Raw genomic sequence first — 26430 nt, forward strand, 5'->3', positions numbered from 1 at the left:
CCGGCACGCCTTATTTTTTATTTGGAATCTGACTGGTATTCATACTCGTAATAGCCATAATCCTGGTAGCCCGTCGCCCGGCGGAAAATGGAGTTGAGAATGACGCCTTTGACCTGAATGCCATTCTGGTCAAAACGGCTCAGACTGGTTTCCACCTCTTTTAAAGTGTTGACGGCATAACGCGCCACCATCAGCGTCGTCCCGACGTGGCGACCCACAATCGCGGCGTCCGTCACGGCCAGAATCGGCGGCGTGTCGATTAATACCAGGTCGTAGCGGCTGCTTGCCCAGGCGATCAGCTCGCCGAAGCGCTCGCTCATCAGCAGTTCTGATGGGTTAGGCGGTACCTGACCGCGCGGAATAAGATCAAAATTAGCGATCGCCGTGGGTTTCGCGCAGGAGGCTATCTCGCCTTTGCCCGCCAGAATGTCAGATAAGCCGTCCACGTTATTGGTGCCGAGCAGTTCATGGGTGTAGCCCTTGCGCATATCGCAGTCGATCAGTAATACCCGTTTATGCGTCTGGCTGATGACGGCCGCCAGGTTGGCGCAAACAAAGGTTTTGCCGATAGAGGGGCTGACGCCTGTGAGCATGAGTACATTATTTTGCGCCTGCATCATGGCGAAATGCAGGCTGGTGCGCAGGCTGCGAATCGCCTCAATCGCCAGATCGGTCGGATTGCCCACCGCCAGCAGTTGGCTCTGCTTGTAACGCTTAATTCCTTTAATGGTTTTGACGCTATCGCGCGCTTTTTGCCATTCCGACAGCGGAATACTGGCATAGACGCTGATCCCGTGCTCCTCCAGCGCCTGCGGGCTTTCAATACCGCGATTAAACAGCGAGCGCAGCAGCACGCCGACAATCGATAACATTAATCCCAGAATAATGCTGCCGAGAATAATCAACGCCTTTTTCGGCTTCAGCACGCCCGGCTGGGTAATCGCCGGGTCAACGATGCGCACGTCGCCAACGGTGCTGGCTTCGGTGATTTTCAGCTCCTGCTGTTTATTAAGCAGTTGCATATAAACCTGCTGGCCGGACTCCACATCACGGGTCAAACGCACAATCTCCTGCTGGGTTTTCGGCATTGCCGTCACCCGCCCGTTCAGTTTGGCTTTTTCATCTTCCAGCGCTTTACGTTTTTCCAGCAGGGTGCGGTAAGCCGGATGCGCTTTGGTAAAGAGCTTGGAAATTTCCGCCTCTTTAAACGTCAACTCATTCAACTGGGCGTCGATATTAACCATCGAATCGAGCACCGCCTTCGCCTCCAGCGGTAAATCCACCGAGTCTTTATCCTGGCGGAAAGCGTTTAGCTTGTTTTCCGCCACATCCAGACGGCTGCGGACTTCCGGCAGTTGTTTTGCCAGAAACGCCAGGCTCTTCCCCGCCTCTTCAGATTTCCGCGCAATATCCTGTTGCAGATAGTTACGGGTAATACTGTTGAGAATTTCGCGGATCTGGTCGCGATCCTCTCCCGTGAACGTCAGGCTCAGAACGCCGGTATCTTTGCCGGTTTCCGTTACGGTGAGGTTATTTTGCAGGTTATTAATCATGCCAAGCGTTGAGAATTTACTCACCGTAAATTCCGTATCAGGACGGGCGTCAATCGCTTCTACCCGCATCGTCACGCCGTCTTTATTGAGTGGCTGGCCCACAACGCCCTGCGCGCTAAATCCGCCGTCGCTAACCAACTGATAACGTTTGTCGCCCAGCACTTTGAGGGTGAAGATCTGTCCGCTCATCGTCTCTGGTCGGGTGAATGTCGTGACTTTCACCCTTTCATTGTGACGTCCCATCAGCCGCTCCCACCCGGCGCCGAACAGCGGAAAGGTGTTTTTGGTGACGGCAATATCCAGATCCAGATCGTCAACGGTCTTCCCCAGCACCAGGCGCGATCGAATGAGCTGAATTTCCGCATCGGAAGCCGGCGGCTTATTCGCTAATGCGCTATTGATATCCTGTACCAGCGAATTACCGGCGTTTTGTTCAATCTGTACCAGCGCATCGGCGCTATAGATGGGCGTGGCGAAGAACGTATAAATTACCGCGCACAGCGCAAAGATGGCCGTCGTCCCCAACACCCACCAACGCGCTTCAATCACCGTTCCGACCAGACGCCCGATATCGATTTCATCGCTACCCGTAACCGCCGCAGATTGTTTTACTTTTTCTGTCATGGTTTTCCCTGCTCTGCATTCAGTGCCTGCGCCCACTGGCGGGCAGACCTTTCCAGTAATGTGTACACCGCCTCAAACGCATCGCGGCTTTTGCGATACGGGTCCGGTATTTCACGCTCGCTGTCCCAGTGACCAAACAGCATTACCTTGCCGCGCATTTCCGGTGCAATGTCGCACAGGGCGGCGATGTGACGTTTCTCCATCGTCAGAATCAGGTCATATTCCCGGCACAGACGCGCGGAAATTTGCCTTGCGCAGTGATTTTCCAAAGACAGATCGTGGGCGCTCGCCACGCTCGCCGCCGCAGGATCGGCGCCTTTGCCGACCAGCGCGCCTAATCCGGCGGACGCAACCGTCAGCGAGGGATGAAAGCGCTTTAGCAAACGTTCCGCCGTCGGGGAACGGCAAACATTCCCCACACAGACCACTAAAATTTTGTTAAACATAACGATTACCAGGAATGAATGTCGCTGGCCGTATCCGTCATATAACGGACACCGCTAATGGTTGGCAGCAACTGATTGATCAGACGGTTCCAGCGAGCAACCGGCGCGGTCGTGACGTACACCACATCGTAAGGCTGAAGTCGGAATTCCGTCGCCATCACCAATGACGTAGCGTCAGACATATCAAGCTGGTAGATATTGGCGATCTTGCCGCCGCGTCCCCCCTCGCCTTTCAACGGACGAATCACAAAAATGCCGCTGGCGTTGGAGGTGGTCAGATCGATGCCTTCCGCATTGCCTAATGCTTCGGTGAGCGTCATACCGCTGAAATCCATTTTGAGGGTGCTCTGTTTTTTCACTTCGCCCATGACAAAGACTTTCAGATCGTCATTGCGCGGCACATACAGAATGTCGCCAGGGTAGAGCAAGCGGTTCTGGCTAAGATCGCCATTTTGCATCAGCGCCTGTAGCGAAATGCGCTGTTCTTTGCCGTTGTGCGTCAGCACGACGTTGCGCCAGTCCGCCATATCGGTCAGGCCGCCCGCAGCGTTAATCGCATCCAGGACGGTTAGCGGTACGTTAGTAATGGCCTGCTGACCGGATTTATTCACCTGGCCGGAGATATACGCTTTTTGCGAGCGGAAAGCGGCGATATTGACATCCACCTGTGGGTCCGCGATGTACTTCGCTAAACGCCCGGTAATATCGCTGCGAATCTCTGACAAAGTTTTACCGACGACGCTAACCTTGCCAATGTAGGGATAAAACATGGTGCCGTCCGGCTGTACCCAGTTGCCGGTATCGCTTGAGCTACGGTACTGGCCTGCTGGCGTGGTCAATTCCGGGTGATCCCAGACGGTGACATTCAGCACATCGCCAGGCCCGACGCGATACTGATAGCTGGCGATCTCCTGGTCCAGCGACATATTCGGTTGCGCGACATTGGGCCGCGGGCGTAATTGCTCAACCAACCGTGGCGTCAGCGGATACACATTGACCATCCGGTCGAGATCAAAGTCAGCGTCTTGCTGTTTGATCACATCTTTCCCCATCGTAGACATATTGCTGCCCGGAAGTACTGTGCAACCACTTATCAAGCTGAGCGACGCCAATAATGGCATCAATTTCATTTTGGATTTCATCATTGATTATTTATCACTTTGGCAGAGTCATTATCCTGTGCAATTTAAATAGCGGCTTCGTCCGTGCACATTTACCTTGCAGTTAATGGCAGAGAAAATTAACTGGCATCATTCTGAAAAAAAATCAATTCATCCGCAGGCTATTGACAGAATAATAAAGGCTTATATTCAGGCTTTCAGGCACGCTACCGCCCCTGGCTTCTTAGCTACCAATACACTGATTATTCTAAATTTTCGCATTCCCCTCCGATTTCATCCTCGTTCAGATAAAAATCTTCAGCGAAATAAAGGTTACGTATTAATAGTTTTCTCGATGTCGTGACAGGATATTTAAGAGCGCTATCTTAATCCTGCAAGAATTGTTGCAGCTAACCTAATGACAGGCAAGGTAACAAACCCGCCATTCTATATTTTTAAGATTAATATTAAATGAATTAACAGATGATTTTAGGATTTTATTGATGTTGACAATATTTATTTACTCCACTCCATCTGCGATATTTCCTAAATATATTCTTGACATTATTTAGTTTCCGACAGAAACATTACGGCTATTTTAAAGTTATTTTATAGCCGCGTAACAAAGATAAATTGCTCTGCGGCATTGCATTTTTCCGCCGTATTATCCATGATCGAATTGTGACAATTGTCATATTACAGAAGGTATTGCTCTTACTATGGAATGGATTGCCGATCCGTCAATCTGGGCCGGACTGGTAACGTTAATCGTTATCGAACTTGTTCTCGGCATTGATAACCTGGTCTTTATTGCCATCCTCGCTGAAAAACTACCGCCGGGGCAGCGCGACCGCGCGCGCATTACCGGCCTGATACTGGCGATGATCATGCGTCTGCTGCTGCTGGCGTCAATCTCGTGGCTGGTCACCTTGACTAAGCCGCTTTTTAGCGTACAGGCGTTAAGCTTCAGCGCCCGCGATCTGATTATGCTGTTCGGCGGCTTCTTCCTGCTCTTTAAAGCCACCATGGAGCTCAATGAACGGCTGGAAGGGAAAGATAGCGCCAACCCTACCCAGCGTAAGGGGGCGAAATTCTGGGCGGTGGTCGCGCAAATCGTGGTGCTGGACGCTATCTTTTCTCTCGACTCCGTGATTACCGCCGTGGGGATGGTCGATCACCTGGCGGTCATGATGGCGGCAGTGATAATCGCCATTAGCCTGATGCTGCTCGCCAGCAAGTCACTGACCCGATTTGTGAACAACCATCCCACCATTGTCATTTTGTGTCTTAGCTTCCTGCTAATGATCGGCTTTAGCCTGGTGGCGGAAGGGTTTGGTTTCCACATTCCGAAAGGGTATCTGTACGCGGCTATCGGCTTCTCGGTGATGATCGAGGCGCTCAACCAACTGGCTATTTTTAACCGCCGCCGTTTTCTTTCCGCTAACCATACGCTGCGCCAGCGCACAACGGAGGCCGTGATGCGGCTGATTAGCGGTAAAAAAGAGGATGCCGAACTGGATGCGGAAACCGCCGCGATGCTGGCAGACCATGACGACAGCCAGATTTTTAATCCGCAGGAGCGCAGGATGATTGAGCGGGTGCTGAATCTCAACCAGCGCACCGTAAGTAGCATCATGACGTCGCGTCATGATATCGAGCATATCGATCTCAACGCGCCGGAAGCGGAAATCCGCGCTCTGCTGGAAAAGAACCAGCATACGCGTCTGGTCGTGACGGGTGAAAATGAACAGGAAGATTTACTCGGCGTCGTCCACGTCATCGATCTGTTGCAACAATCGCTGCGCGGCGAACCGCTCAACCTGCGAGCGCTGATTCGCCAACCGCTGGTTTTCCCGGAAACATTGCCGCTGCTGCCTGCGCTGGAGCAGTTCCGTAACGCCAGAACCCATTTTGCCTTTGTCGTAGATGAGTTTGGCTCGGTTGAAGGCATTGTGACATTAAGCGATGTCATGGAGACTATTGCCGGAAATCTGCCGAATGAAGTCGAGGAAATTGACGCCCGCCACGATATTCAGAAGAACCCGGACGGTTCCTGGACAGCAAACGGCCATATGCCGCTGGAGGATTTGGTGCAGTACGTGCCGCTGCCGCTGGATGAAAAACGGGAATACCATACGATTGCCGGATTATTGATGGAATATTTGCAGCGCATACCGCAAACCGGTGAAGAGGTTCAGGTGGGTGATTATTTGCTGAAAACATTGCAGGTAGAAAGCCATCGAGTGCAGAAAGTGCAGTTAATTCCGCTCCATAACGGCGAGCCAGACCCGGAGATGTAACGTCTGTTCGCCTGCCCCGGCCTGCTTACCAGGCAGGCCGGAGGCGCGTTAGCCTCGCCATCCGGCACTCCTCTTTGGCCAAAAACTACAGCTTATCCAGCAGTTTCTTCACATCTTTACCGTTACGGGTATCTTTATTGCGATCCGCCCAGTCGTTGAGCCGACGCTTCGCCTCATCCTGTAAATGCTTGCGCAATAACTGATCCACTTGCAGGGTATAGTTCAGCTCCTGCCACTTGCCATAGACGCGCAGCGGCACCGGCGTCTCTTTCAGGAAGGTGATCAGGTTGCTATTGCCGTTCCATCCGCCCAGCACACGCAGATTAAATTGCGTATCACAGCTCTGCTTAACCAGATCCAGCGTTCCGCTGCCGGTTAACGCCAGCATAGAAGATTGCCCGACCATGTCGTCGAGCGTCAGCGTGCCCTTATTTAGCGTCAGATCGGTCGTGAAGCGATCCAGTCGGGTCGCGTTGTCCATATTTTCCTGCGACTGCTGCGCGTCGCCGCCGCTTCGCTCTACGGCCTGCTGCACCAGTTGTTGGAAATTCATTCCTTCGAGGCGCGTATTGCTCATGTCAACATGCGCTTTTCCTTTCCAGCTATGGCGAAATGCCTCTGCGTCAATATCCGCCCCGGAGAAATCGCCAACCAGCGACATCTTACCGGTCAGGCTAATCGGATAATTAAAGGCTTTCAGGATAGTCCCAATCTCAACATGGTTGAGGCGAGGGTGGAACTCGATGCGCGGACTGGCGGTGCGGGCGTCAAGCGTGCCGGGCAGCGACATCTCTCCGTCGGCCAGTTTCCCCTGCAACTCGGTGATATCCAGCAATCCGGCCTGATTAGACATCTTCGTCGAAACCTGGGTAAAGTCCATTCCCCGCCAGCGAACTGAATCCGCCTGTAAAGCAATCTCCGCCGTAAAGCTTTGCAGCCCCTGATAAGGCGGCGCACCAACACGCGACGCGATAACTGGCCTGGTCAGGGGGAGCGTATTTTGCCCCTGCGACACCGCGCCGCCCGTCTGAGCCTCGGTGCTATGATGCGGCAACAGGTTGTCCAGATTAAGCTTGCTGGACTGGAGGTCAATTTGCCATTCCGGCTGCTCCGCCAGCGTTACCTGAACATGCCCGGTCAGAGAACTGTCATTCGCCGTTAAATTTAAGTGGTTAAATGAAAGACGTTTTTGCGCCTCCTGCCACTGCGCCTGCAGTTGTCCCTGCCCCTCAATCCCCTGCGCCGGTAGATCCGCGCCCTGCAATTGCCAGCGCAGTTGCTCAATACCCGCGGTTAAATTATGCGGATAATCGGAAGCATCCACCGTTCCGCTGAACGATAAAGCAAGATCCCGCTGATCGCGGTTCACGCGTCCCGAAAAATCAAACGTGCCGCGATGCTCGGCATCTTGTTCCATATTCAGACGAATATCGCGCACCGTGACCTGATCATCATTTTCATGCTGGAAAACCAGCACGCTGTCGGCAACGCGCAGGCTACGAATATCAAACGACCAGCCGCGATCTTCCGCTACGTCCGGCAAGGTATTATCTTTCGGCGCGACCGGCGCATCATCACTGCGTACCGCTTCCGTTTGCGGCGTCAGTTGAATCACCCCGCCTTTCAGCATCACCTGCTTAACATGAAGCTGATGACTCAACAGCGGCCATAAAGCGACATCCAGGCGCATATTGTCAGCCCGCACCAGCGGTTCGCTGGCGCCTCGCGCCGTTAGCGTCATTCGCCCGGAAAGGATGCTGAGTTGCGGCCATACGTGCCAGCGCAGCGGCCCGTCCAGTTGCAACTGATATTCACTACGCGCGGCAACCTGCTGCACCATATAGGCGCGGAAATCATTCGGATTGACCAACAATACCAACGCAGAGAATCCGGCCACCAGCACGACCAGGAAAATCATCAGCGTCGTCAGAAATCGTCTCATGCTACCCTCAATGGACCGGCAGTATTGCGCCGAATGGCTCAGTCTTTATCAATCCGGCTGGCAACAGCGCCCTGCTGATCGCGATATTTGGCATCCTGACGGCGGTTATAAGGCCGCGCCGCCGGGCCGGACAGCGGCTCAAAGCTCAGCGCGCCGATGAGCATACCCGGACGCAACGCCAGCGGCAGCTTCCCGGAGTTGTAAAACTCAAGCACAATGCAGCCCGACCAGCCGGGATCGATACGGTGCGCCGTCACATGCACCATCAGTCCCAGACGCGCCAGCGAGGAACGGCCATCCAGCCAGCCCACTAAATCCGGCGGCAGGGTAACGGATTCAAAGGTGACGGCCAGCGCCAACTCGCCCGGGTGCAGATAAAATGCCTCGCCGTCCGGCAAAACGATTTCATCGCTCATCACGCGATCCAGCGCCGCGCTGACCTCATCTTTCGGCCCGCTCAGGTCGATAAACGCCGCCGTATGGCCACGGAAGGTTCGAAATTTATTGCCAAGACGTACATCGACCGTCGCGCCGTTAATGCGCTCTACGGGAGGTCGCGGGGTGATAGACAAACGGCCTTCATCCAGCCAGGCTTCAATATCTCGGTCGCATAAACGCATGGCACTTTCTCCTTTCGCGCATCAAGCCCTTAAATCAAGCACATCAAGGGCTAACCAGGTTATCACTGAACGGTACACAATTCGCCAGATTTATTCAAAGAACTGGCTGATTTTCGCTTTCAGAATATCAATAGCGATGCGGTTTTTACCGCCGCGCGGCACGATAATATCCGCATATTGTTTGGAAGGCTCAATAAATTGCAGGAACATCGGACGCACCGTTTTCTGATATTGCGCCATCACCGAATCCATTGAGCGACCACGCTCGTTCACATCGCGTTTGATACGGCGCATCAAACAGATATCCAGCGGCGTATCGACAAAAATAGAGAAGTTCATCTCTTCACGCAAACGCGCGTCGGTCAGTAACAGAATACCTTCAAGAATAATCACTTTCTTCGGTTCTACGCGAACCGTTTCCTGCATACGGGTATGCTCAACATAACTGTATACCGGTAATTCAATCGCCGAACCGCGCTTGAGCGCCTGAAGATGCTGAAATAGCAGGCTGTGATCCATCGCATTCGGATGGTCATAGTTGGTTTTTACGCGTTCTTCCATCGACAGATGGCTTTGATCTTTGTAATAACTGTCTTCGGGAATAACGCCAATATGTTCGTCACCCACTTGTTCACGCAATTCGCGGTAAAGGGTACTGGCAATAAGACTCTTGCCGGAAGCCGATGCGCCAGCGATACCGATAATGACGCACTGATGAGACTGATCAGTCATAAATTTAGCGACCTGATTAACCTGGATGTAAGGAAGGGGGGCGCCGAAACGCCAAACGCGGCAATTATAGGGATTTCAGCAGCGCGATACCAGTCCGGCGCTATGCCACGGTGAATTTGTTGGCGGCGCATTCGACGTCGCGACGTAAAAGCGTTCAGTTTTAACGCGGGCAGCGGATTTATCGACCCGTCTGGAGGAGGAATACGCCGGGAGCCACAATTTATATTCAGCCAGCGTATAAATCATTACGCGTTTATACTAGCATAATCACAGAGTAAACTGACGCGTCCGGTATTCCGTGACGTTACCGACGATTCGGATAGAGTGGTAATGAGTAAACCATCCCAACATGTTTTCGTTACCGTCCCCCACCCGCTATTGCGTCTGGTCAGTTTAGGCCTGGTCGCGTTTGTCTTTACGCTCTTTTCGCTCGAATTATCGCGTGTCGGCACCCAACTCGCGCCGCTGTGGTTCCCCACCTCCATTATGATGGTCGCGTTTTACCGCCATGCGGGCCGTCTGTGGCCTGGGATCGCGGTCGCCTGCTCGCTCGGCAGCATCGGCGCCTCACTGACTTTATTTCCTGCCGCCTCGCTTAACTTTAGCTGGACGGCAATAAATATTATCGAGGCGGCCACTGGCGCGATACTGCTGCGAAAACTGCTCCCCAGCTACAACCCCTTACAAAATTTGAATGACTGGTTTCGTCTGGCTATCGGCAGCGCCGTGATTCCGCCGCTACTCGGCGGCCTGTTATTTTGGCTGATAGCACCGGAAGCGGTCGCCTCGAAAGCGTTTCTGATTTGGGTATTATCGGAAGCCATCGGCGCGCTGACGCTGGTACCGTTAGGTTTACTGTTTAAACCACACTATCTGTTGCGTCATCGCGACCCGCATCTGTTGCTGGAAACGCTATTGACGCTGGTCATTACGCTGGCGCTAAGCTGGCTCGCTATGCGCTATATTCCGTGGCCGTTTACGTGCGTTATCGTCCTGTTGATGTGGAGTGCGGTGCGCCTGCCGCGAATGGAGGCGTTTTTAATTTTTTTAGCTACCGTTATCGTGGTCTCGCTCATGCTGGCCAATGACCCCACGCTGCTCGCCACGCCGAAAACCGACGTGATGGTCAATATGCCGTGGCTGCCTTTTTTAATGATCCTGCTGCCTGCCAATATGATGACGATGGTGATGTACGCGTTTCGCACGGAACGCAAACATATCACCGAGAGCGAATCCCGCTTTCGCAACGCGATGGAGTATTCCGCCATTGGTATGGCGCTGGTCGGTACGGAGGGTCAGTGGCTACAGGTCAATAAATCTCTGAGCCATTTTCTTGGCTATAGCCAGGATGAATTACGCACGATGACATTTCAGCAATTGACCTGGCCGGAAGACCTGAATAACGACCTTGAACAGCTAAACATGCTGGTGCGCGGCGACATCAATAGCTATTCCATGGAAAAACGCTACTACACCCGCAACGGCGATGTCGTCTGGGCGCTGCTGGCCGTCTCGCTGGTTCGGCATAAAGACAATAAGCCTCTCTATTTTATTGCTCAGATTGAAGATATTAACGATCTCAAGCAAAGCGAGCAGGAAAACCAGCGGTTGATGGAGCGTATTACACAGGCGAACGACGCGCTGTTTCAGGAAAAAGAACGGTTGCACATCACGCTTGACTCTATCGGAGAAGCGGTGGTGTGTATTGATGTCGCGATGAATATCACCTTTATGAACCCGATCGCCGAGAAGATGAGCGGCTGGCGGCAAGAGGATGCTTTAGGCGCGCCATTATTAACGGTTCTGCGCATTACGTCAGGTGATAAGGGGCCGCTGCTGGAGGATATTTATCGCGCCGACAGGTCGCGATCGGACATGGAACAGGAGATAGTGCTCCATTGTCATAACGGCGGCAGCTACGATATTCATTACAGTATCACGCCGCTCAGTACACTTGACGGCGATAAGATTGGTTCGGTTCTGGTTATCCAGGACGTTACCGAATCACGAAAAATGTTACGCCAGCTCAGCTACAGCGCAACGCATGACGCCCTCACCCATCTTGCCAACCGCGCCAGTTTTGAAAAGCAACTTCAACAGCGCCTGCAAACAATACAGGAATCGCCTCAACATCATGCGCTGGTGTTTATCGATCTGGACCGTTTTAAAGCGGTTAACGACAGCGCGGGACATGCCGCCGGCGATGCCTTATTGCGCGAACTCGCGTCACTGATGCTCAGTATGCTTCGCTCCAGCGATCTCCTGGCCCGTCTGGGTGGCGATGAGTTTGGCCTGTTGCTGCCGGATTGTAATAGTGACAGCGCGCGTTTTATCGTGACGCGGCTTATCAACGCCGTTAATGAATATCACTTTATGTGGGAAGGACGCCTGCATCGGATCGGCGCCAGCGCCGGGATCACAATGATAAATGAACATAACTGCCAGCTCACAGAGGTCGTGTCTCAGGCCGATATAGCCTGCTACGCCGCGAAAAATAGCGGTCGCGGCCGTCTGACCGTGTACGAACCGCAGCACGCATTAACCTCCTCAAAGGGAATGATGCCGCTGGAAGAACAGTGGCATATGATTAAAAATAACCACCTGCTAATGCTTGCCAGAAACGTCGCGCCGCCGCGTACGCCGGAGGCCACCAGCTTTTGGCTGGTCTCACTCAGGCTGTGGACCAGCGAAGGGGAAGTGATGGAAGAGCGCGCGTTCCGGGCAGGATTAGCCGACTCCGCGCTGCATCACGCGCTTGACCGACGGGTATTCCATGAGTTTTTCCACCATGCGGCGACCGCCGTCGCCAGCAAGGGATTAAGCGTTGCGCTGCCGCTGTCCGCCGCAGGATTATACAGCGCGACCCTTATTGATGAGCTGCTGGAACAACTGGAGCATAGCCCACTGCCGCCACGGTTATTACATCTGATTATCCCGGCTGACGTTATCGTTAAGCAGGCGCAGACCGCCGCTGCGACTCTGCGAAAACTGCGACAACGCGGCTGCCAGGTGATTCTCAGCCATGTCGGGCGCGATTTACAGCTGTTTAATTTACTGACCCCGCATATCGCTGATTATTTACTGCTGGATAGCGACCTTATCGCCAACGTTCATGAGAGTTTAATGGATGAAATGCTGACCTCGATCATCCAGGGACACGCCCAGCATCTGGACATCAAAACGCTCGCCGGGCCGGTACAAAACCCACAGGTGCTGGATACGCTCTCCCGTATTGGCGTGGATCTGATTTATGGCGACACTATCGCCGAAGCGCAACCGTTGGATTTGTTACTGAATACCAGCTATTTCGCTATCCATTGACGGTTGCCAGCCGTGGGTATACCAGATATGCAGTAGCGCGTAGGAACGCCACGGTTTCCAGCGCTCCGCGTAGCGACGGATCTGCGCGGCCGTCATCCCGGCGAAGCGCTGCTTAATTAAGTAATCGTCGGGCAAAAAGATATCTTTTGCCTGCCAACCGCGCAGGGCGAAATAGTTCGCCGTCCAGCGGCCAATTCCCGGAAACGTTTGTAAATTTTTAACGCTCTGCTCAATATCCGACGGCGCGGCGAGCGCCAGTTTTCCCGCCAGCGTCGCCTGCGCCAGATGAATCAGCGCTTCGGCGCGCCGCAGCGGCATCCCCAGAGCTTTAAGCGCCAGCGGATCGGCCAACGCCAGCGTTTCCGGACCGGGAAAACAGACATAATCGGGCGCATCCGGCAACGCCTCGCCATAGCGGCGCGCCACTTTCGCCGTCAACCTTGCCGCCATCGCGACACTCACCAGTTGCCCCAGTATCGCCCGCACGCCTTGTTCAAACGTATCAACCGATCCCGGTAAACGCAGCCCCGGTCTGTCCTCGCCCAGTGGCCCCAGCACGGCGGCAACCTGCGCGGGCTGGCAGTCAAGATCAAACAGACGCGAAACCTTCGCCAGACACGCCGGCGCGACGGGAAGTAATCCGGCGCTCACGCTAACCTGCACAGTGTGGGTGGGCAGATGGGGCCTCACGCTGACCAGTCCGCGATGCTCGCCCACCACCAGGCTACGCGCATAAAAGCCCTCTCCTACCGTTTCCACGCCGTCCACCGCACGCGCGGCAAGAAAGCCCAACATCCACGACCAGTCGTAAGGCGGCTGCCAGCTCAGGGTAAACATACTTTTCTCCTTTATTTGACCTTTCAGCATAAACGCTAATCGCACGTAACGCCTTGCTTTCATATTCCAGTTGTCGCCGCGACGACATTTCGCTAAAGTCACGCCCCTTCTTCACTGGCATGGGGATTTTAAGGTGTTTATAGGATTTGATTACGGTACGGCAAACTGCTCGGTCGCCATTATGCGCGACGGGCATCCACGGTTGCTGACAATGGAGAATAACAGCGCATTACTGCCGTCTATGCTGTGCGCGCCGACGCGCGAAGCGGTGAGCGAGTGGCTGTATCGCCATCATGATGTGCCGGCAACGGACGAAGAAACCCAGGCGCTGCTACGCCGCGCGATACGCTACAACCGCGAGGAAGATATTGAGGTTGGCGCGCAAAGCGTACAGTTTGGTCTGGCGTCGCTGGCGCACTATATTGACGATCCCCAGGAAGTCTGGTTTGTCAAATCGCCAAAATCCTTTTTAGGCGCCAGCGGCCTGAAACCGCAGCAGGTCGCGCTGTTTGAAGATTTGGTCTGCGCCATGATGGTACATATTCGTCATACGGCGCACAGCCAATTGCCGGAGGCCATTACCCAGGCGGTGATCGGTCGCCCGATCAACTTTCAGGGACTCGGCGGCGATGACGCGAACCGCCAGGCGCAGGGTATTCTGGAGCGGGCGGCAAAACGCGCCGGTTTTCAGGAGGTGGTATTCCAATACGAACCGGTCGCGGCGGGCCTGGACTACGAGGCTATGCTGCGGGAAGAGAAGCGTGTGCTGGTCGTGGATATTGGCGGCGGCACCACCGACTGCTCCATGCTACTAATGGGGCCACAGTGGCGTCAGCGCGCCGATCGTGAAAACAGCCTGTTGGGGCACAGCGGTTGCCGCGTGGGCGGAAACGATCTGGATATCGCGCTGGCCTTTAAAAATCTGATGCCTTTGCTGGGCATGGGCGGCGAAACCGAAAAAGGCATCGCCCTGCCGGTGCTGCCGTGGTGGAACGCCGTGGCGATTAACGACGTCCCGGCGCAAAGCGATTTTTACAGTAGCGCGAATGGTCGTCTGTTGAATGATTTGGTTCGCAACGCGCGTGAAGCAGACAAGGTCGCGTTGCTGCTCAAGGTCTGGCGCCAGCGGCTTAGTTACCGCCTGGTACGCTGCGCGGAAGAGAGCAAAATCGCCCTTTCCGGCCAGGCGGATATTACGGCGAGGCTGCCATTTATCAGCGACGACCTGGCGGTCGCTATCAGCCAGCAAGGACTGGAAGCGGCGCTGGATCAACCGCTGGCGCGTATTCTGGAACAGGTGCAACTAGCGCTGGACAGCGCGCAGGAAAAACCGGATGTCATCTATCTGACCGGCGGCAGCGCCCGTTCGCCATTGATTAAAAAAGCGCTTTCCGAACAGCTACCGGGCATACCCGTCGCTGGCGGCGATGATTTCGGCTCCGTCACCGCAGGACTGGCGCGCTGGGCGGAGGTCGTTTTCCGCTAAGCGCCTCGCAAGCCCAGCGCTGATGGATTGACATTATTCTTGATGTGGCTTAACGTCAGGAGTGAGGGTAAGGGAGGATTCCTCCTCCCCCTGGTGTCTTAGTAAGCCTGGAAGCTAATCACTAAGAGTATCACCAGTATGATGACTACCTTCATCATAACCCTTTCCTTATTTTGGCCCCTTCCTCGGGAGGGGCTTTCCCGTTTCAGCGTCCTGCTGAAATCGGTGGCTTACCTTCATTGCCGTGCCGCCACTTTACCGCACTCCGGCGCGTTAACGATTTTCACCGATGAGAGTTGCGTAGCGCCTCGCAAAGCGGGTCGCCATTCAGAATAATCCCGACCGTGTTCCATAATTCCTCCATTTTTCTCCCTTCCCTGCTGACTACAATAGAGGGAGCAACATTCCGCAAAACGTTTCTGGATGAGAAACTTATACCGATGAAAGGCAGTAATACTTTCCGCTGGGCAATAGCGATTGGGGTTGTAGTGGCCGCCGCCGCATTCTGGTTCTGGCATAGCCGTAGCGAAAGCCCGACCGCCGCGCCGGGCGTCGCCGCGCAAGCGCCGCATACCGCCGCCGCAGGTCGCCGCGGTATGCGCGACGCCCCTCTGGCGCCGGTACAGGCCGCGACCGCGACCACGCAAGCCGTACCGCGCTATCTGAGCGGGCTGGGTACCGTGACCGCAGCGAATACCGTTACGGTGCGTAGCCGCGTGGATGGTCAACTCATCGCCCTGCACTTTCAGGAAGGTCAGCAGGTCAACACAGGCGATCTGCTGGCGCAAATCGATCCCAGCCAGTTTAAGGTCGCCCTGGCGCAGGCGCAGGGACAGTTGGCGAAAGATAACGCTACGCTGGCGAATGCGCGTCGTGATCTGGCGCGCTATCAGCAACTGGCAAAAACCAATCTGGTTTCCCGTCAGGAACTGGATGCGCAACAGGCGCTGGTCAACGAAACCCAGGGAACCATTAAAGCGGATGAAGCCAATGTCGCCAGCGCGCAGTTACAGCTCGACTGGAGTCGTATCACGGCCCCGGTCTCGGGACGCGTGGGTCTGAAACAGGTGGATGTCGGCAACCAGATTTCCAGCAGCGATACCGCCGGTATTGTCGTCATTACGCAAACGCACCCGATTGATCTCATTTTTACTCTGCCGGAAAGCGATATCGCGACCGTAGTTCAGGCACAGAAAGCGGGGAAAGCGCTGGTCGTAGAAGCCTGGGATCGGACTAACTCGCACAAACTGAGCGAAGGTGTGTTGCTCAGTCTGGACAACCAGATTGATCCCACGACGGGAACGATCAAAATTAAAGCGCGCTTTACCAATCAGGACGATACGCTGTTCCCCAATCAATTTGTGAACGCCCGGATGCTGGTCGATACCGAACAAAATGCCGTTGTGGTGCCTGCCGCGGCGGTGCAAATGGGCAATGAGGGCCACTTTGTGTGGGTGCTGAACGACGAAAATAACGTCAGCAAGAAGCGGGTAAAAATCGGTATTCAGGATAACCAAAACGTGGTGATCAGCGCAGGCTTGTCGGCAGGCGATCGCGTCGTTACCGATGGTATTGATCGGCTGACGGAAGGCGCAAAAGTCGAGGTCGTTGAGCCGCAAACCACCGTGGCGGATGAAAAATCCCCTTCCCGCCATGAAGGTCAAAAAGGAGCGCGCGCCTGATGCAGGTATTACCTCCGGGCAGCACGGGCGGCCCTTCGCGTCTGTTTATTCTGCGCCCCGTGGCCACCACTCTGCTGATGGCGGCGATTTTACTCGCCGGGATTATCGGCTATCGCTTCCTGCCCGTCGCCGCTTTGCCGGAGGTCGACTACCCCACTATTCAGGTTGTTACGCTCTACCCTGGCGCCAGCCCGGATGTCATGACCTCCGCCGTCACCGCGCCGCTTGAGCGCCAGTTCGGCCAGATGTCGGGACTTAAGCAGATGTCGTCGCAAAGCTCCGGCGGCGCATCGGTGGTAACGCTACAGTTTCAATTGACGCTGCCGCTGGACGTTGCCGAGCAGGAAGTACAGGCGGCGATTAACGCAGCCACCAATTTATTGCCTTCCGACCTGCCGAATCCGCCGATTTATAGCAAAGTCAACCCGGCGGACCCGCCGATTATGACGCTTGCCGTCACCTCAAACGCGATGCCGATGACCCAGGTAGAGGACATGGTAGAAACCCGCGTGGCGCAGAAGATCTCGCAGGTCTCCGGCGTCGGGCTGGTGACGCTTGCCGGCGGGCAGCGCCCTGCGGTACGCGTAAAACTGAATGCTCAGGCTGTCGCCGCGCTCGGTCTGACCAGCGAAACGGTCCGTACCGCAATTACCGGCGCCAACGTCAACTCGGCGAAAGGCAGTCTGGATGGCCCCGAACGGGCGGTGACGCTTTCTGCTAACGATCAGATGCAGTCTGCCGACGAATACCGCAGGCTTATCATCGCGTATCAAAACGGCGCGCCGGTACGGTTGGGCGATGTCGCCACCGTCGAACAGGGGGCGGAAAATAGCTGGCTCGGTGCATGGGCGAATCAAGCGCCGGCTATCGTGATGAACGTTCAACGCCAGCCTGGCGCCAATATCATTGCGACAGCGGACAGCATTCGCCAGATGCTGCCCCAACTTACCGAAAGCCTGCCGAAATCGGTGAAGGTCACGGTCCTGTCCGATCGCACCACCAATATTCGCGCTTCCGTGCGCGATACCCAGTTTGAACTGATGCTGGCGATCGCGCTGGTCGTCATGATTATCTATCTGTTTTTACGTAACATTCCCGCCACAATTATTCCCGGCGTCGCCGTACCGCTGTCGCTTATCGGCACCTTTGCGGTGATGGTATTTTTGGATTTTTCCATTAATAACCTGACGCTGATGGCGCTCACTATCGCCACGGGTTTCGTGGTCGACGATGCGATTGTGGTGATCGAGAACATCTCGCGCTACATCGAAAAAGGAGAAAAACCGCTGGCGGCGGCGCTCAAAGGTGCGGGCGAAATCGGCTTTACCATTATTTCCCTCACCTTTTCACTGATTGCGGTGCTGATCCCGTTGCTCTTTATGGGCGATATTGTTGGTCGACTGTTCCGCGAATTTGCGGTGACGTTGGCGGTAGCGATTTTAATCTCCGCCGTCGTCTCTTTGACGCTCACGCCCATGATGTGCGCGCGTATGCTCAGCCAGCAATCTCTGCGTAAACAAAACCGCTTTTCCCGCGCCTGCGAGCGGATGTTTGACCGCGTGATCGCCAGCTACGGACGCGGATTAGCGAAAGTGCTCAACCATCCGTGGCTTACATTGAGCGTGGCATTCGCCACGCTCCTGCTCAGCGTTATGCTGTGGATAGTCATCCCGAAAGGGTTCTTTCCGGTACAGGATAACGGCATTATCCAGGGGACGCTGCAGGCGCCGCAATCGTCATCGTATGCCAGTATGGCGCAACGTCAGCGCCAGGTGGCGGAGCGGATATTACAGGACCCGGCGGTGCAAAGTCTGACGACTTTTGTTGGCGTAGACGGCGCTAACCCCACGCTGAATAGCGCGCGCCTGCAAATTAACCTCAAGCCGCTGGATGCGCGTGATGACCGCGTGCAGCAGGTGATCTCCCGGCTGCAAACCGCCGTGGCGACGATTCCCGGCGTGGCGCTGTATCTCCAGCCGACGCAGGATTTAACCATCGACACGCAGGTCAGCCGCACGCAGTATCAGTTTACCCTGCAGGCCACGACGCTCGATGCGCTCAGCCACTGGGTGCCAAAACTGCAGAACGCGCTACAGTCGTTACCACAGCTCTCTGAGGTAAGCAGCGACTGGCAAGATCGGGGATTAGCGGCCTGGGTGAATGTCGACCGCGACAGCGCCAGCCGTCTGGGTATCAGCATGGCGGATGTGGATAACGCGCTCTACAACGCGTTCGGACAACGCCTGATTTCAACGATTTATACCCAGGCGAACCAGTACCGCGTCGTGCTGGAACATAATACCGCCAGCACGCCGGGCCTGGCGGCGCTGCAGACGATTCGCCTGACGAGCCGCGACGGCGGCACCGTACCGCTCAGCGCGATTGCCCGCATTGAGCAGCGCTTCGCCCCGCTCTCCATCAATCATTTAGATCAGTTCCCGGTCACGACATTTTCGTTTAACGTGCCGGAGGGCTATTCGCTCGGCGATGCGGTGCAGGCGATTCTCGGTACGGAAAAAACGCTCGCCCTGCCAGCGGATATTACAACGCAGTTTCAGGGCAGTACGCTCGCCTTCCAGGCGGCGCTGGGCAGCACCGTCTGGCTTATTGTCGCCGCCGTGGTAGCGATGTATATCGTGCTCGGCGTGCTGTATGAGAGTTTTATCCATCCGATCACGATTCTCTCAACGCTGCCTACGGCGGGCGTCGGCGCGCTGCTGGCGCTGATCATCGCCGGTAGCGAGCTCGATATTATCGCCATTATCGGCATTATTTTGCTGATCGGCATCGTGAAGAAAAACGCCATCATGATGATTGACTTCGCCCTCGCCGCCGAACGCGAACAGGGGATGAGTCCGCGCGACGCTATCTTCCAGGCCTGTCTGCTGCGTTTTCGACCGATTCTGATGACCACGCTGGCGGCGTTGCTCGGGGCATTGCCATTAATGTTGAGTACCGGCGTTGGCGCGGAATTACGTCGCCCGTTGGGGATCGCGATGGTGGGCGGCCTACTGGTCAGCCAGGTATTAACTCTGTTTACCACACCGGTGATTTATCTCCTGTTTGACCGCCTGTCGCTGTACGTGAAAAGTCGCTTTCCGCGCCATAAAGAGGAGGCGTAGATGCGCTTTTTCGCCCTTTTCATCTACCGCCCGGTCGCCACCATTTTGATTGCCGCCGCCATTACGTTGTGCGGCATTCTGGGCTTTCGTCTGTTGCCGGTCGCCCCGCTGCCGCAGGTCGATTTCCCGGTGATTATGGTTAGCGCCTCGCTGCCGGGCGCCTCGCCGGAAACCATGGCTTCGTCGGTGGCGACGCCGTTGGAACGTTCTTTGGGACGCATTGCAGGCGTCAATGAAATGACTTCCAGCAGCTCGCTCGGCAGTACGCGCATTATTCTCGAATTTAATTTCGATCGTGATATTAACGGCGCGGCGCGCGACGTGCAGGCCGCCATCAACGCCGCGCAAAGCTTGTTGCCAGGCGGAATGCCCAGCCGCCCGACTTATCGCAAGGCCAATCCATCCGACGCGCCGATTATGATTTTAACGCTCACCTCGGAGAGCTGGTCACAGGGCAAACTGTATGATTTCGCCTCTACCCAACTGGCGCAAACCATCGCGCAAATTGACGGCGTCGGCGATGTTGACGTCGGCGGCAGCTCCCTGCCCGCAGTACGTGTAGGCTTAAACCCGCAGGCGCTCTTTAACCAGGGCGTCTCGCTGGATGAGGTCCGCGAAGCGATCGACAGCGCCAACGTACGCCGACCGCAAGGCGCAATTGAAGATAGCGTCCACCGCTGGCAAATCCAGACCAACGACGAACTGAAAACCGCCGCCGAATACCAGCCGCTGATTATTCACTATAACAACGGCGCGGCGGTACGCCTGGGCGACGTCGCCAGCGTCACCGACTCGGTGCAGGATGTCCGTAACGCCGGGATGACGAACGCTAAACCCGCTATTTTGTTGATGATCCGCAAGCTGCCGGAGGCCAACATTATTCAGACGGTCGACGGCATCCGGGCAAAACTGCCGGAACTGCGGGCAATGATCCCCGCCGCTATCGATTTACAAATCGCCCAGGATCGTTCGCCGACGATTCGCGCGTCGCTGCAAGAGGTAGAAGAGACGCTGGCTATCTCTGTCGCGCTGGTGATCCTGGTGGTGTTTTTATTCCTGCGTTCCGGGCGCGCCACGCTAATCCCCGCCGTCGCCGTTCCCGTTTCGCTCATCGGCACCTTCGCCGCCATGTATCTGTGCGGCTTCAGCCTCAACAATCTGTCGCTGATGGCGCTGACTATCGCAACCGGATTTGTCGTTGATGATGCCATTGTGGTGCTGGAAAATATCGCCCGCCATCTGGAGGCGGGAATGAAACCTTTGCAGGCGGCATTACAGGGTACGCGGGAAGTCGGGTTTACGGTCATCTCCATGAGTCTGTCGCTGGTGGCGGTATTTCTGCCGCTGCTGTTAATGGGCGGCCTGCCAGGGCGATTATTACGGGAATTCGCCGTTACCCTCTCGGTGGCGATTGGCATTTCGCTGGTGGTCTCGCTCACACTGACGCCGATGATGTGCGGCTGGATGCTTAAATCAAGCAAACCGCGCACCCAACCGCGTAAACGGGGCGTTGGCCGTTTGCTGGTCGCCTTGCAACAGGGTTACGGCACGTCATTAAAATGGGTGCTTAACCATACGCGTCTTGTCGGTGTGGTTTTTCTTGGCACCGTTGCGCTGAACATCTGGCTTTATATCGCCATCCCTAAAACATTCTTTCCGGAGCAGGACACCGGCGTGTTGATAGGCGGTATTCAGGCTGACCAGAGCATCTCTTTCCAGGCCATGCGCGGCAAGCTGCAGGATTTTATGAAAATTATTCGCGACGATCCGGCGGTGAATAATGTCACTGGTTTTACCGGCGGCTCGCGGGTGAATAGCGGCATGATGTTTATTACGCTGAAGCCGCGCGGCGAACGCAAAGAGACGGCGCAGCAAATCATTGATCGACTGCGGGTCAAACTGGCAAAAGAACCCGGCGCCAGGCTGTTTCTGATGGCGGTACAGGATATTCGCGTCGGTGGGCGGCAGGCTAACGCCAGTTACCAATATACGTTGCTGTCTGACTCCCTGGCGGCGCTGCGCGAGTGGGAGCCGAAAATACGCAAAGCGCTCTCGGCCCTGCCGCAACTGGCGGACGTAAACTCCGACCAGCAGGATAATGGCGCGGAGATGAACCTTATCTACGACCGCGACACCATGTCACGGCTGGGTATTGATGTTCAGGCCGCAAACAGTCTGTTAAATAATGCTTTCGGCCAGCGGCAAATTTCCACCATTTATCAGCCGATGAACCAGTATAAAGTGGTGATGGAAGTCGATCCGCGCTATAGCCAGGATATCAGCGCGCTGGAGAAAATGTTCGTTATCAACCGTGACGGAAAAGCGATTCCCCTCTCTTATTTCGCCCAATGGCGGCCCGCCAATGCGCCGCTGTCGGTGAACCATCAGGGATTGTCCGCGGCGTCCACGATTGCCTTTAACCTGCCGACCGGCACATCGTTATCGCAGGCGACGGAGGCCATTAATCGCACAATGACGCAGCTTGGCGTCCCCCCGACGGTACGCGGCAGTTTTTCCGGAACGGCGCAAGTCTTCCAGCAGACCATGAATTCACAGCTTATTTTGATAGTGGCGGCGATCGCTACCGTCTACATTGTGCTGGGGATACTGTACGAAAGCTACGTCCATCCGCTGACCATTCTCTCTACTCTGCCATCGGCGGGCGTTGGGGCGCTTCTGGCGCTGGAACTCTTCAATGCCCCTTTCAGCCTAATCGCCCTGATAGGGATCATGCTATTAATTGGCATTGTGAAGAAAAACGCCATTATGATGGTCGATTTTGCGCTTGAAGCGCAACGAAGCGGCGGCCTGACGCCGGAACAAGCCATTTTCCAGGCCTGCTTGTTACGCTTCCGTCCAATAATGATGACCACGCTGGCGGCGCTGTTCGGCGCACTGCCATTGGTGTTATCTGGCGGAGACGGTTCGGAATTACGGCAGCCGTTGGGGATAACCATTGTCGGCGGTTTGGTCATGAGCCAGCTTCTGACGCTCTATACCACGCCAGTGGTGTACCTCTTTTTCGACCGTCTGCGGCTGCGTTTTTCGCGTAAAAATAGCAAACCGGTAGTAGAGATATGACAGAACTTCCTGACAACACCCGCTGGCAACTCTGGATTGTGGCATTCGGCTTTTTTATGCAGTCGCTGGATACCACCATCGTCAACACTGCGCTGCCCTCCATGGCGAAAAGCCTGGGGGAAAGCCCGCTGCATATGCACATGGTAGTGGTGTCATATGTTCTTACCGTCGCCGTGATGCTCCCCGCCAGCGGCTGGCTGGCAGATAAAATCGGCGTGCGTAATATCTTCTTTGCCGCCATTGTGCTGTTCACGCTGGGTTCGCTGTTTTGCGCCCTTTCCGGCACGCTTAATCAACTGGTATTAGCGCGGGTTTTACAAGGCGTAGGCGGCGCGATGATGGTGCCGGTCGGACGCCTGACGGTCATGAAAATCGTGCCGCGCGCGCAATATATGGCGGCGATGACCTTCGTCACCCTACCGGGACAGATCGGGCCGTTACTCGGCCCCGCGCTGGGCGGGGTGCTGGTGGAATATGCTTCATGGCACTGGATCTTTCTGATCAATATCCCGGTAGGAATTGTCGGCGCTATGGCGACCTTTATGCTGATGCCAAACTACACCATAGAGACCCGGCGCTTTGATCTGCCGGGGTTCCTGCTGTTAGCTATCGGCATGGCGGTACTCACGCTGGCGCTGGACGGTAGTAAAAGCATGGGGATTTCGCCCTGGACATTAGCCGGACTTGCTGCGGGCGGCGCGGCAGCCATTCTGCTCTATCTCCTCCATGCCAAAAAAAACTCAGGCGCGTTATTCAGCCTGCGATTGTTCCGCACGCCCACGTTTTCACTGGGGTTGCTGGGCAGTTTTGCCGGGCGTATCGGCAGCGGTATGCTGCCGTTTATGACGCCGGTCTTTTTGCAAATTGGTCTTGGTTTTTCACCGTTTCATGCCGGTTTGATGATGATCCCCATGGTGCTGGGCAGCATGGGAATGAAGCGGATTGTGGTGCAGATAGTTAACCGTTTTGGCTATCGTCGGGTTCTGGTAGCGACCACGCTCGGACTGGCATTGGTTAGCCTGTTGTTTATGTCGGTCGCGCTGCTCGGCTGGTATTATCTCTTGCCGCTGGTACTGCTTTTGCAGGGAATGGTGAACTCGGCGCGCTTTTCTTCCATGAACACCTTAACGCTAAAAGACCTTCCCGATACGCTGGCCAGCAGCGGCAATAGCTTATTATCGATGATTATGCAGCTCTCGATGAGTATCGGCGTCACTATTGCCGGAATGCTGCTGGGTATGTTTGGCCAACAGCATATCGGGATAGACAGTAGCGCCACACATCACGTCTTTATGTACACCTGGTTATGTATGGCGGTTATTATCGCGCTACCGGCGATAATTTTTGCCCGCGTGCCGAACGATACACAGCAAAACATGGTCATTTCACGGCGTAAAAGGAGCCTGTAATGAAAGTCTGGCGGCCCGGAATCACCGGCAAGCTGTTTCTGGCGATTTTCGCCACCTGCATCGTGCTGCTGATCAGTATGCATTGGGCCGTGCGCGTCAGTTTTGAACGCGGATTTATTGACTATATCAAACACGGCAACGAGCAGCGGCTACAAATGCTGGGCGATGCGCTGGGCGACCAGTACCAGCAACACGGCAACTGGCGTTTTTTACGCAACAACGATCGCTTCGTTTTCCAGATTCTGCGTTCATTTGAGCATGACAACGACCGGGATAAACCCGGCCCCGGTATGCCGCCGCACGGTTGGCGCACCCAGTTCTGGGTCGTCGATCAAAATGGCCAGGTGCTGGTCGGCCCACGCGGTCCGGTGCCGCATGACGGTACTCGCCGCCCCATTCTGGTCAATGGCGCCGAAGTCGGCGCGATTATCGCCTCTCCTGTCGAGCGGCTGACGCGTAATACGGATATTAATTTTGATATGCAGCAGCGGCGCGCCAGTTGGATGATCGTGGCGTTATCAACGTTGCTGGCCGCGCTGGCGACGTTTTTGCTGGCGCGTGGCCTGCTCGCCCCGGTCAAACGGTTGGTCGAGGGTACGCACAGACTGGCGGCGGGGGATTTTACCACGCGCGTGACCCCAACCAGCGCTGATGAACTGGGAAAACTGGCGCAGGACTTTAACCAGCTTGCCAGCACGCTGGAAAGAAACCAGCAGATGCGCCGCGACTTTATGGCGGATATTTCCCACGAACTGCGCACGCCGCTGGCGGTATTGCGCGGCGAACTGGAAGCCATTCAGGATGGAGTTCGCCAGTTCACGCCAGAATCGGTTACCTCCCTACAGGCGGAAGTCGGTACGCTTACCAAACTGGTTGACGACCTGCATCAGCTTTCGTTGTCTGACGAGGGCGCGCTGGCTTACCAAAAAACGACCGTCGATCTTGTTCCCCTGTTGGAAGTCGCTGGCGGCGCGTTCAGAGAACGCTTTACCAGCCGGGGGCTAACGCTACATTACGCGTTGCCGGATAGCATGACCGTCTTCGGCGACCCGGATCGCCTGATGCAACTGTTTAATAATCTGCTGGAAAACAGTCTGCGCTACACCGACAGCGGCGGCGGCCTGCATATTTCCGCCGAACAACGCGATAAATCATTATTCCTGACCTTTGCCGATTCTGCACCGGGCGTCAGCGATGAACAGTTACAAAAACTTTTTGACCGTTTTTACCGCACGGAAGTGTCCCGTAACCGCGCCAGCGGCGGTTCTGGACTGGGGCTGGCGATATGCGTCAATATTGTACACGCGCATAACGGTCATCTTCACGCCGCTCATTCGCCTTTTGGCGGGGTTAGCATTACAGTAGAGTTACCGCTGGATCGCGATTTACAGAGAGAAGTATGACTGAATTACCCATTGATGAAAACACGCCGCGCATTTTGATTGTTGAAGATGAACCCAAGCTGGGACAGCTGCTTATTGACTACTTACGCGCGGCGAGTTACGCCCCCACGCTCATCAATCATGGCGACAAGGTACTGCCGTATGTGCGTCAAACGCCGCCGGATCTGATTCTGCTGGATCTGATGCTGCCGGGTACCGATGGTCTGACGCTATGCCGGGAAATTCGCCGTTTTTCCGACATCCCCATTGTGATGGTCACGGCCAAAATCGAAGAGATCGACCGGCTGCTTGGGCTGGAAATCGGCGCCGATGATTATATCTGTAAGCCTTACAGCCCGCGCGAAGTCGTGGCCCGCGTGAAAACCATTTTGCGCCGCTGCAAACCGCAGCGCGAACTCCAGCAGCAGGATGCCGAAAGCCCGTTAATGATTGATGAAAGCCGCTTTCAGGCCTCCTGGTGTGGTAAAGCGCTGGATTTAACCCCCGCTGAATTCCGCCTGCTAAAAACCTTATCGCTTGAACCGGGTAAAGTTTTTTCCCGCGAGCAGTTGTTAAACCACCTCTACGACGACTACCGTGTGGTGACCGATCGTACTATCGACAGCCACATTAAAAACCTGCGCCGTAAACTGGAATCGCTGGATGCCGAACAGTCATTTATACGCGCGGTCTACGGGGTGGGATATCGTTGGGAAGCGGATGCGTGTCGCCTGGTATAATGATTATTGGCATAACAATAACAAGGTCGTAAGACGATATTTTTCGCCAACGC

17 protein-coding genes are annotated in these 26430 nt (G+C 55.3%); 9 read left to right on the plus strand and 8 right to left on the minus strand.

Features of this window, described 5'->3' with window-relative positions; all coding sequences use genetic code 11:
- Nucleotides 1-17: 17 nt before the first annotated feature.
- From wzc to ACLJRE_RS09270, 3 genes are read right to left on the minus strand one after another with little or no spacing between them, the layout of a single operon-like run.
- Nucleotides 18-2177, minus strand: coding sequence for a tyrosine-protein kinase Wzc (gene wzc / locus ACLJRE_RS09260; RefSeq protein WP_023202786.1), 2160 nt, complete (start codon nucleotides 2175-2177; stop codon nucleotides 18-20).
- Nucleotides 2174-2623, minus strand: coding sequence for a low molecular weight protein-tyrosine-phosphatase Wzb (gene wzb, locus ACLJRE_RS09265; RefSeq protein WP_000482224.1), 450 nt, complete (start codon nucleotides 2621-2623; stop codon nucleotides 2174-2176). The genes wzc and wzb overlap by 4 nt, the downstream gene beginning before the upstream one ends.
- A gap of 5 nt (nucleotides 2624-2628) precedes the next feature.
- A complete protein-coding gene (locus tag ACLJRE_RS09270; protein ID WP_000978077.1) occupies nucleotides 2629-3768 on the minus strand; it encodes a polysaccharide export protein in 1140 nt (379 codons plus the stop codon).
- Between the two features lie 674 nt (nucleotides 3769-4442).
- Here ACLJRE_RS09270 and ACLJRE_RS09275 point away from each other — a divergent pair.
- The gene (locus ACLJRE_RS09275; protein ID WP_000454712.1) at nucleotides 4443-6023 is read left to right on the plus strand and encodes a TerC family protein; all 1581 of its coding nucleotides are present in this window, start codon (nucleotides 4443-4445) and stop codon (nucleotides 6021-6023) included.
- An 85-nt stretch (nucleotides 6024-6108) separates the two neighbouring features.
- Here ACLJRE_RS09275 and asmA read toward each other — a convergent pair whose 3' ends face one another.
- From asmA to udk, 3 genes are all read right to left on the minus strand, one after another.
- Nucleotides 6109-7965 carry an outer membrane assembly protein AsmA gene (gene asmA / locus ACLJRE_RS09280; RefSeq protein WP_023212547.1) on the minus strand — a complete coding sequence of 619 codons (1857 nt, stop codon included), beginning with the start codon at nucleotides 7963-7965 and terminating at the stop codon, nucleotides 6109-6111.
- 38 nt (nucleotides 7966-8003) lie between these two features.
- Entirely contained in the window at nucleotides 8004-8585 is a 582-nt protein-coding gene (dcd, locus tag ACLJRE_RS09285; RefSeq protein ID WP_001234783.1) for a dCTP deaminase, read from the minus strand.
- Between the two features lie 90 nt (nucleotides 8586-8675).
- On the minus strand, nucleotides 8676-9317 hold the full coding sequence (udk, locus tag ACLJRE_RS09290; RefSeq protein WP_000132082.1) for a uridine kinase: 642 nt from the start codon (nucleotides 9315-9317) through the stop codon (nucleotides 8676-8678).
- A 330-nt stretch (nucleotides 9318-9647) separates the two neighbouring features.
- On the opposite strand from udk, the gene ACLJRE_RS09295 reads away from it, so the two are divergent.
- Nucleotides 9648-12638: an MASE1 domain-containing protein gene (locus tag ACLJRE_RS09295; RefSeq protein WP_053296627.1), complete on the plus strand. Its 2991-nt coding sequence runs from the start codon at nucleotides 9648-9650 to the stop codon at nucleotides 12636-12638.
- On the opposite strand, the gene alkA is transcribed toward ACLJRE_RS09295, so the two are convergent.
- Nucleotides 12606-13475, minus strand: coding sequence for a DNA-3-methyladenine glycosylase 2 (gene alkA / locus ACLJRE_RS09300; protein WP_000494715.1), 870 nt, complete (start codon nucleotides 13473-13475; stop codon nucleotides 12606-12608). The two genes, ACLJRE_RS09295 and alkA, sit on opposite strands and share 33 nt — an antisense overlap.
- Before the next feature lie 133 nt (nucleotides 13476-13608).
- Between alkA and yegD the strand changes: the two genes are divergently transcribed.
- Complete coding sequence (gene yegD / locus ACLJRE_RS09305) at nucleotides 13609-14961, plus strand: molecular chaperone (RefSeq protein ID WP_000469638.1); 1353 nt, start codon at nucleotides 13609-13611, stop codon at nucleotides 14959-14961.
- 98 nt (nucleotides 14962-15059) lie between these two features.
- On the opposite strand, the gene ibsA is transcribed toward yegD, so the two are convergent.
- Entirely contained in the window at nucleotides 15060-15119 is a 60-nt protein-coding gene (gene ibsA / locus ACLJRE_RS09310; RefSeq protein ID WP_001805500.1) for a type I toxin-antitoxin system Ibs family toxin, read from the minus strand.
- Nucleotides 15120-15401: 282 nt separating this feature from the next.
- On the opposite strand from ibsA, the gene mdtA reads away from it, so the two are divergent.
- From mdtA to baeR, 6 genes are read left to right on the plus strand one after another with little or no spacing between them, the layout of a single operon-like run.
- Complete coding sequence (mdtA, locus tag ACLJRE_RS09315; RefSeq protein ID WP_000678809.1) at nucleotides 15402-16643, plus strand: multidrug efflux RND transporter subunit MdtA; 1242 nt, start codon at nucleotides 15402-15404, stop codon at nucleotides 16641-16643.
- Nucleotides 16643-19765: a multidrug efflux RND transporter permease subunit MdtB gene (gene mdtB, locus ACLJRE_RS09320; protein WP_023137012.1), complete on the plus strand. Its 3123-nt coding sequence runs from the start codon at nucleotides 16643-16645 to the stop codon at nucleotides 19763-19765. The genes mdtA and mdtB overlap by 1 nt, the downstream gene beginning before the upstream one ends.
- Nucleotides 19766-22846 carry a multidrug efflux RND transporter permease subunit MdtC gene (gene mdtC / locus ACLJRE_RS09325; RefSeq protein ID WP_023212550.1) on the plus strand — a complete coding sequence of 1027 codons (3081 nt, stop codon included), beginning with the start codon at nucleotides 19766-19768 and terminating at the stop codon, nucleotides 22844-22846.
- Nucleotides 22843-24255, plus strand: coding sequence for an MFS transporter (locus tag ACLJRE_RS09330; RefSeq protein ID WP_000137821.1), 1413 nt, complete (start codon nucleotides 22843-22845; stop codon nucleotides 24253-24255). The genes mdtC and ACLJRE_RS09330 overlap by 4 nt, the downstream gene beginning before the upstream one ends.
- On the plus strand, nucleotides 24255-25658 hold the full coding sequence (gene baeS, locus ACLJRE_RS09335) for a two-component system sensor histidine kinase BaeS (protein ID WP_001606207.1): 1404 nt from the start codon (nucleotides 24255-24257) through the stop codon (nucleotides 25656-25658). The genes ACLJRE_RS09330 and baeS overlap by 1 nt, the downstream gene beginning before the upstream one ends.
- On the plus strand, nucleotides 25655-26377 hold the full coding sequence (baeR, locus tag ACLJRE_RS09340) for a two-component system response regulator BaeR (protein WP_000137854.1): 723 nt from the start codon (nucleotides 25655-25657) through the stop codon (nucleotides 26375-26377). The genes baeS and baeR overlap by 4 nt, the downstream gene beginning before the upstream one ends.
- Nucleotides 26378-26430: the final 53 nt, after the last annotated feature.

The sequence above is a fragment of the Salmonella sp. SAL04157 genome, assembly GCF_046551635.1.
GTDB classification, from domain to species: domain Bacteria; phylum Pseudomonadota; class Gammaproteobacteria; order Enterobacterales; family Enterobacteriaceae; genus Salmonella; species Salmonella enterica.

Coding starts and splice junctions, on each gene's coding strand:
- wzc (WP_023202786.1), bottom strand. CDS start 2,177: ATGACAGAAAAAGTAAAACAATCTGCGGCGGTTACGGGTAGCGATGAA.
- wzb (WP_000482224.1), bottom strand. CDS start 2,623: ATGTTTAACAAAATTTTAGTGGTCTGTGTGGGGAATGTTTGCCGTTCC.
- ACLJRE_RS09270 (WP_000978077.1), bottom strand. CDS start 3,768: ATGATGAAATCCAAAATGAAATTGATGCCATTATTGGCGTCGCTCAGC.
- ACLJRE_RS09275 (WP_000454712.1), top strand. CDS start 4,443: ATGGAATGGATTGCCGATCCGTCAATCTGGGCCGGACTGGTAACGTTA.
- asmA (WP_023212547.1), bottom strand. CDS start 7,965: ATGAGACGATTTCTGACGACGCTGATGATTTTCCTGGTCGTGCTGGTG.
- dcd (WP_001234783.1), bottom strand. CDS start 8,585: ATGCGTTTATGCGACCGAGATATTGAAGCCTGGCTGGATGAAGGCCGT.
- udk (WP_000132082.1), bottom strand. CDS start 9,317: ATGACTGATCAGTCTCATCAGTGCGTCATTATCGGTATCGCTGGCGCA.
- ACLJRE_RS09295 (WP_053296627.1), top strand. CDS start 9,648: ATGAGTAAACCATCCCAACATGTTTTCGTTACCGTCCCCCACCCGCTA.
- alkA (WP_000494715.1), bottom strand. CDS start 13,475: ATGTTTACCCTGAGCTGGCAGCCGCCTTACGACTGGTCGTGGATGTTG.
- mdtA (WP_000678809.1), top strand. CDS start 15,402: ATGAAAGGCAGTAATACTTTCCGCTGGGCAATAGCGATTGGGGTTGTA.
- mdtB (WP_023137012.1), top strand. CDS start 16,643: ATGCAGGTATTACCTCCGGGCAGCACGGGCGGCCCTTCGCGTCTGTTT.
- mdtC (WP_023212550.1), top strand. CDS start 19,766: ATGCGCTTTTTCGCCCTTTTCATCTACCGCCCGGTCGCCACCATTTTG.
- ACLJRE_RS09330 (WP_000137821.1), top strand. CDS start 22,843: ATGACAGAACTTCCTGACAACACCCGCTGGCAACTCTGGATTGTGGCA.
- baeS (WP_001606207.1), top strand. CDS start 24,255: ATGAAAGTCTGGCGGCCCGGAATCACCGGCAAGCTGTTTCTGGCGATT.
- baeR (WP_000137854.1), top strand. CDS start 25,655: ATGACTGAATTACCCATTGATGAAAACACGCCGCGCATTTTGATTGTT.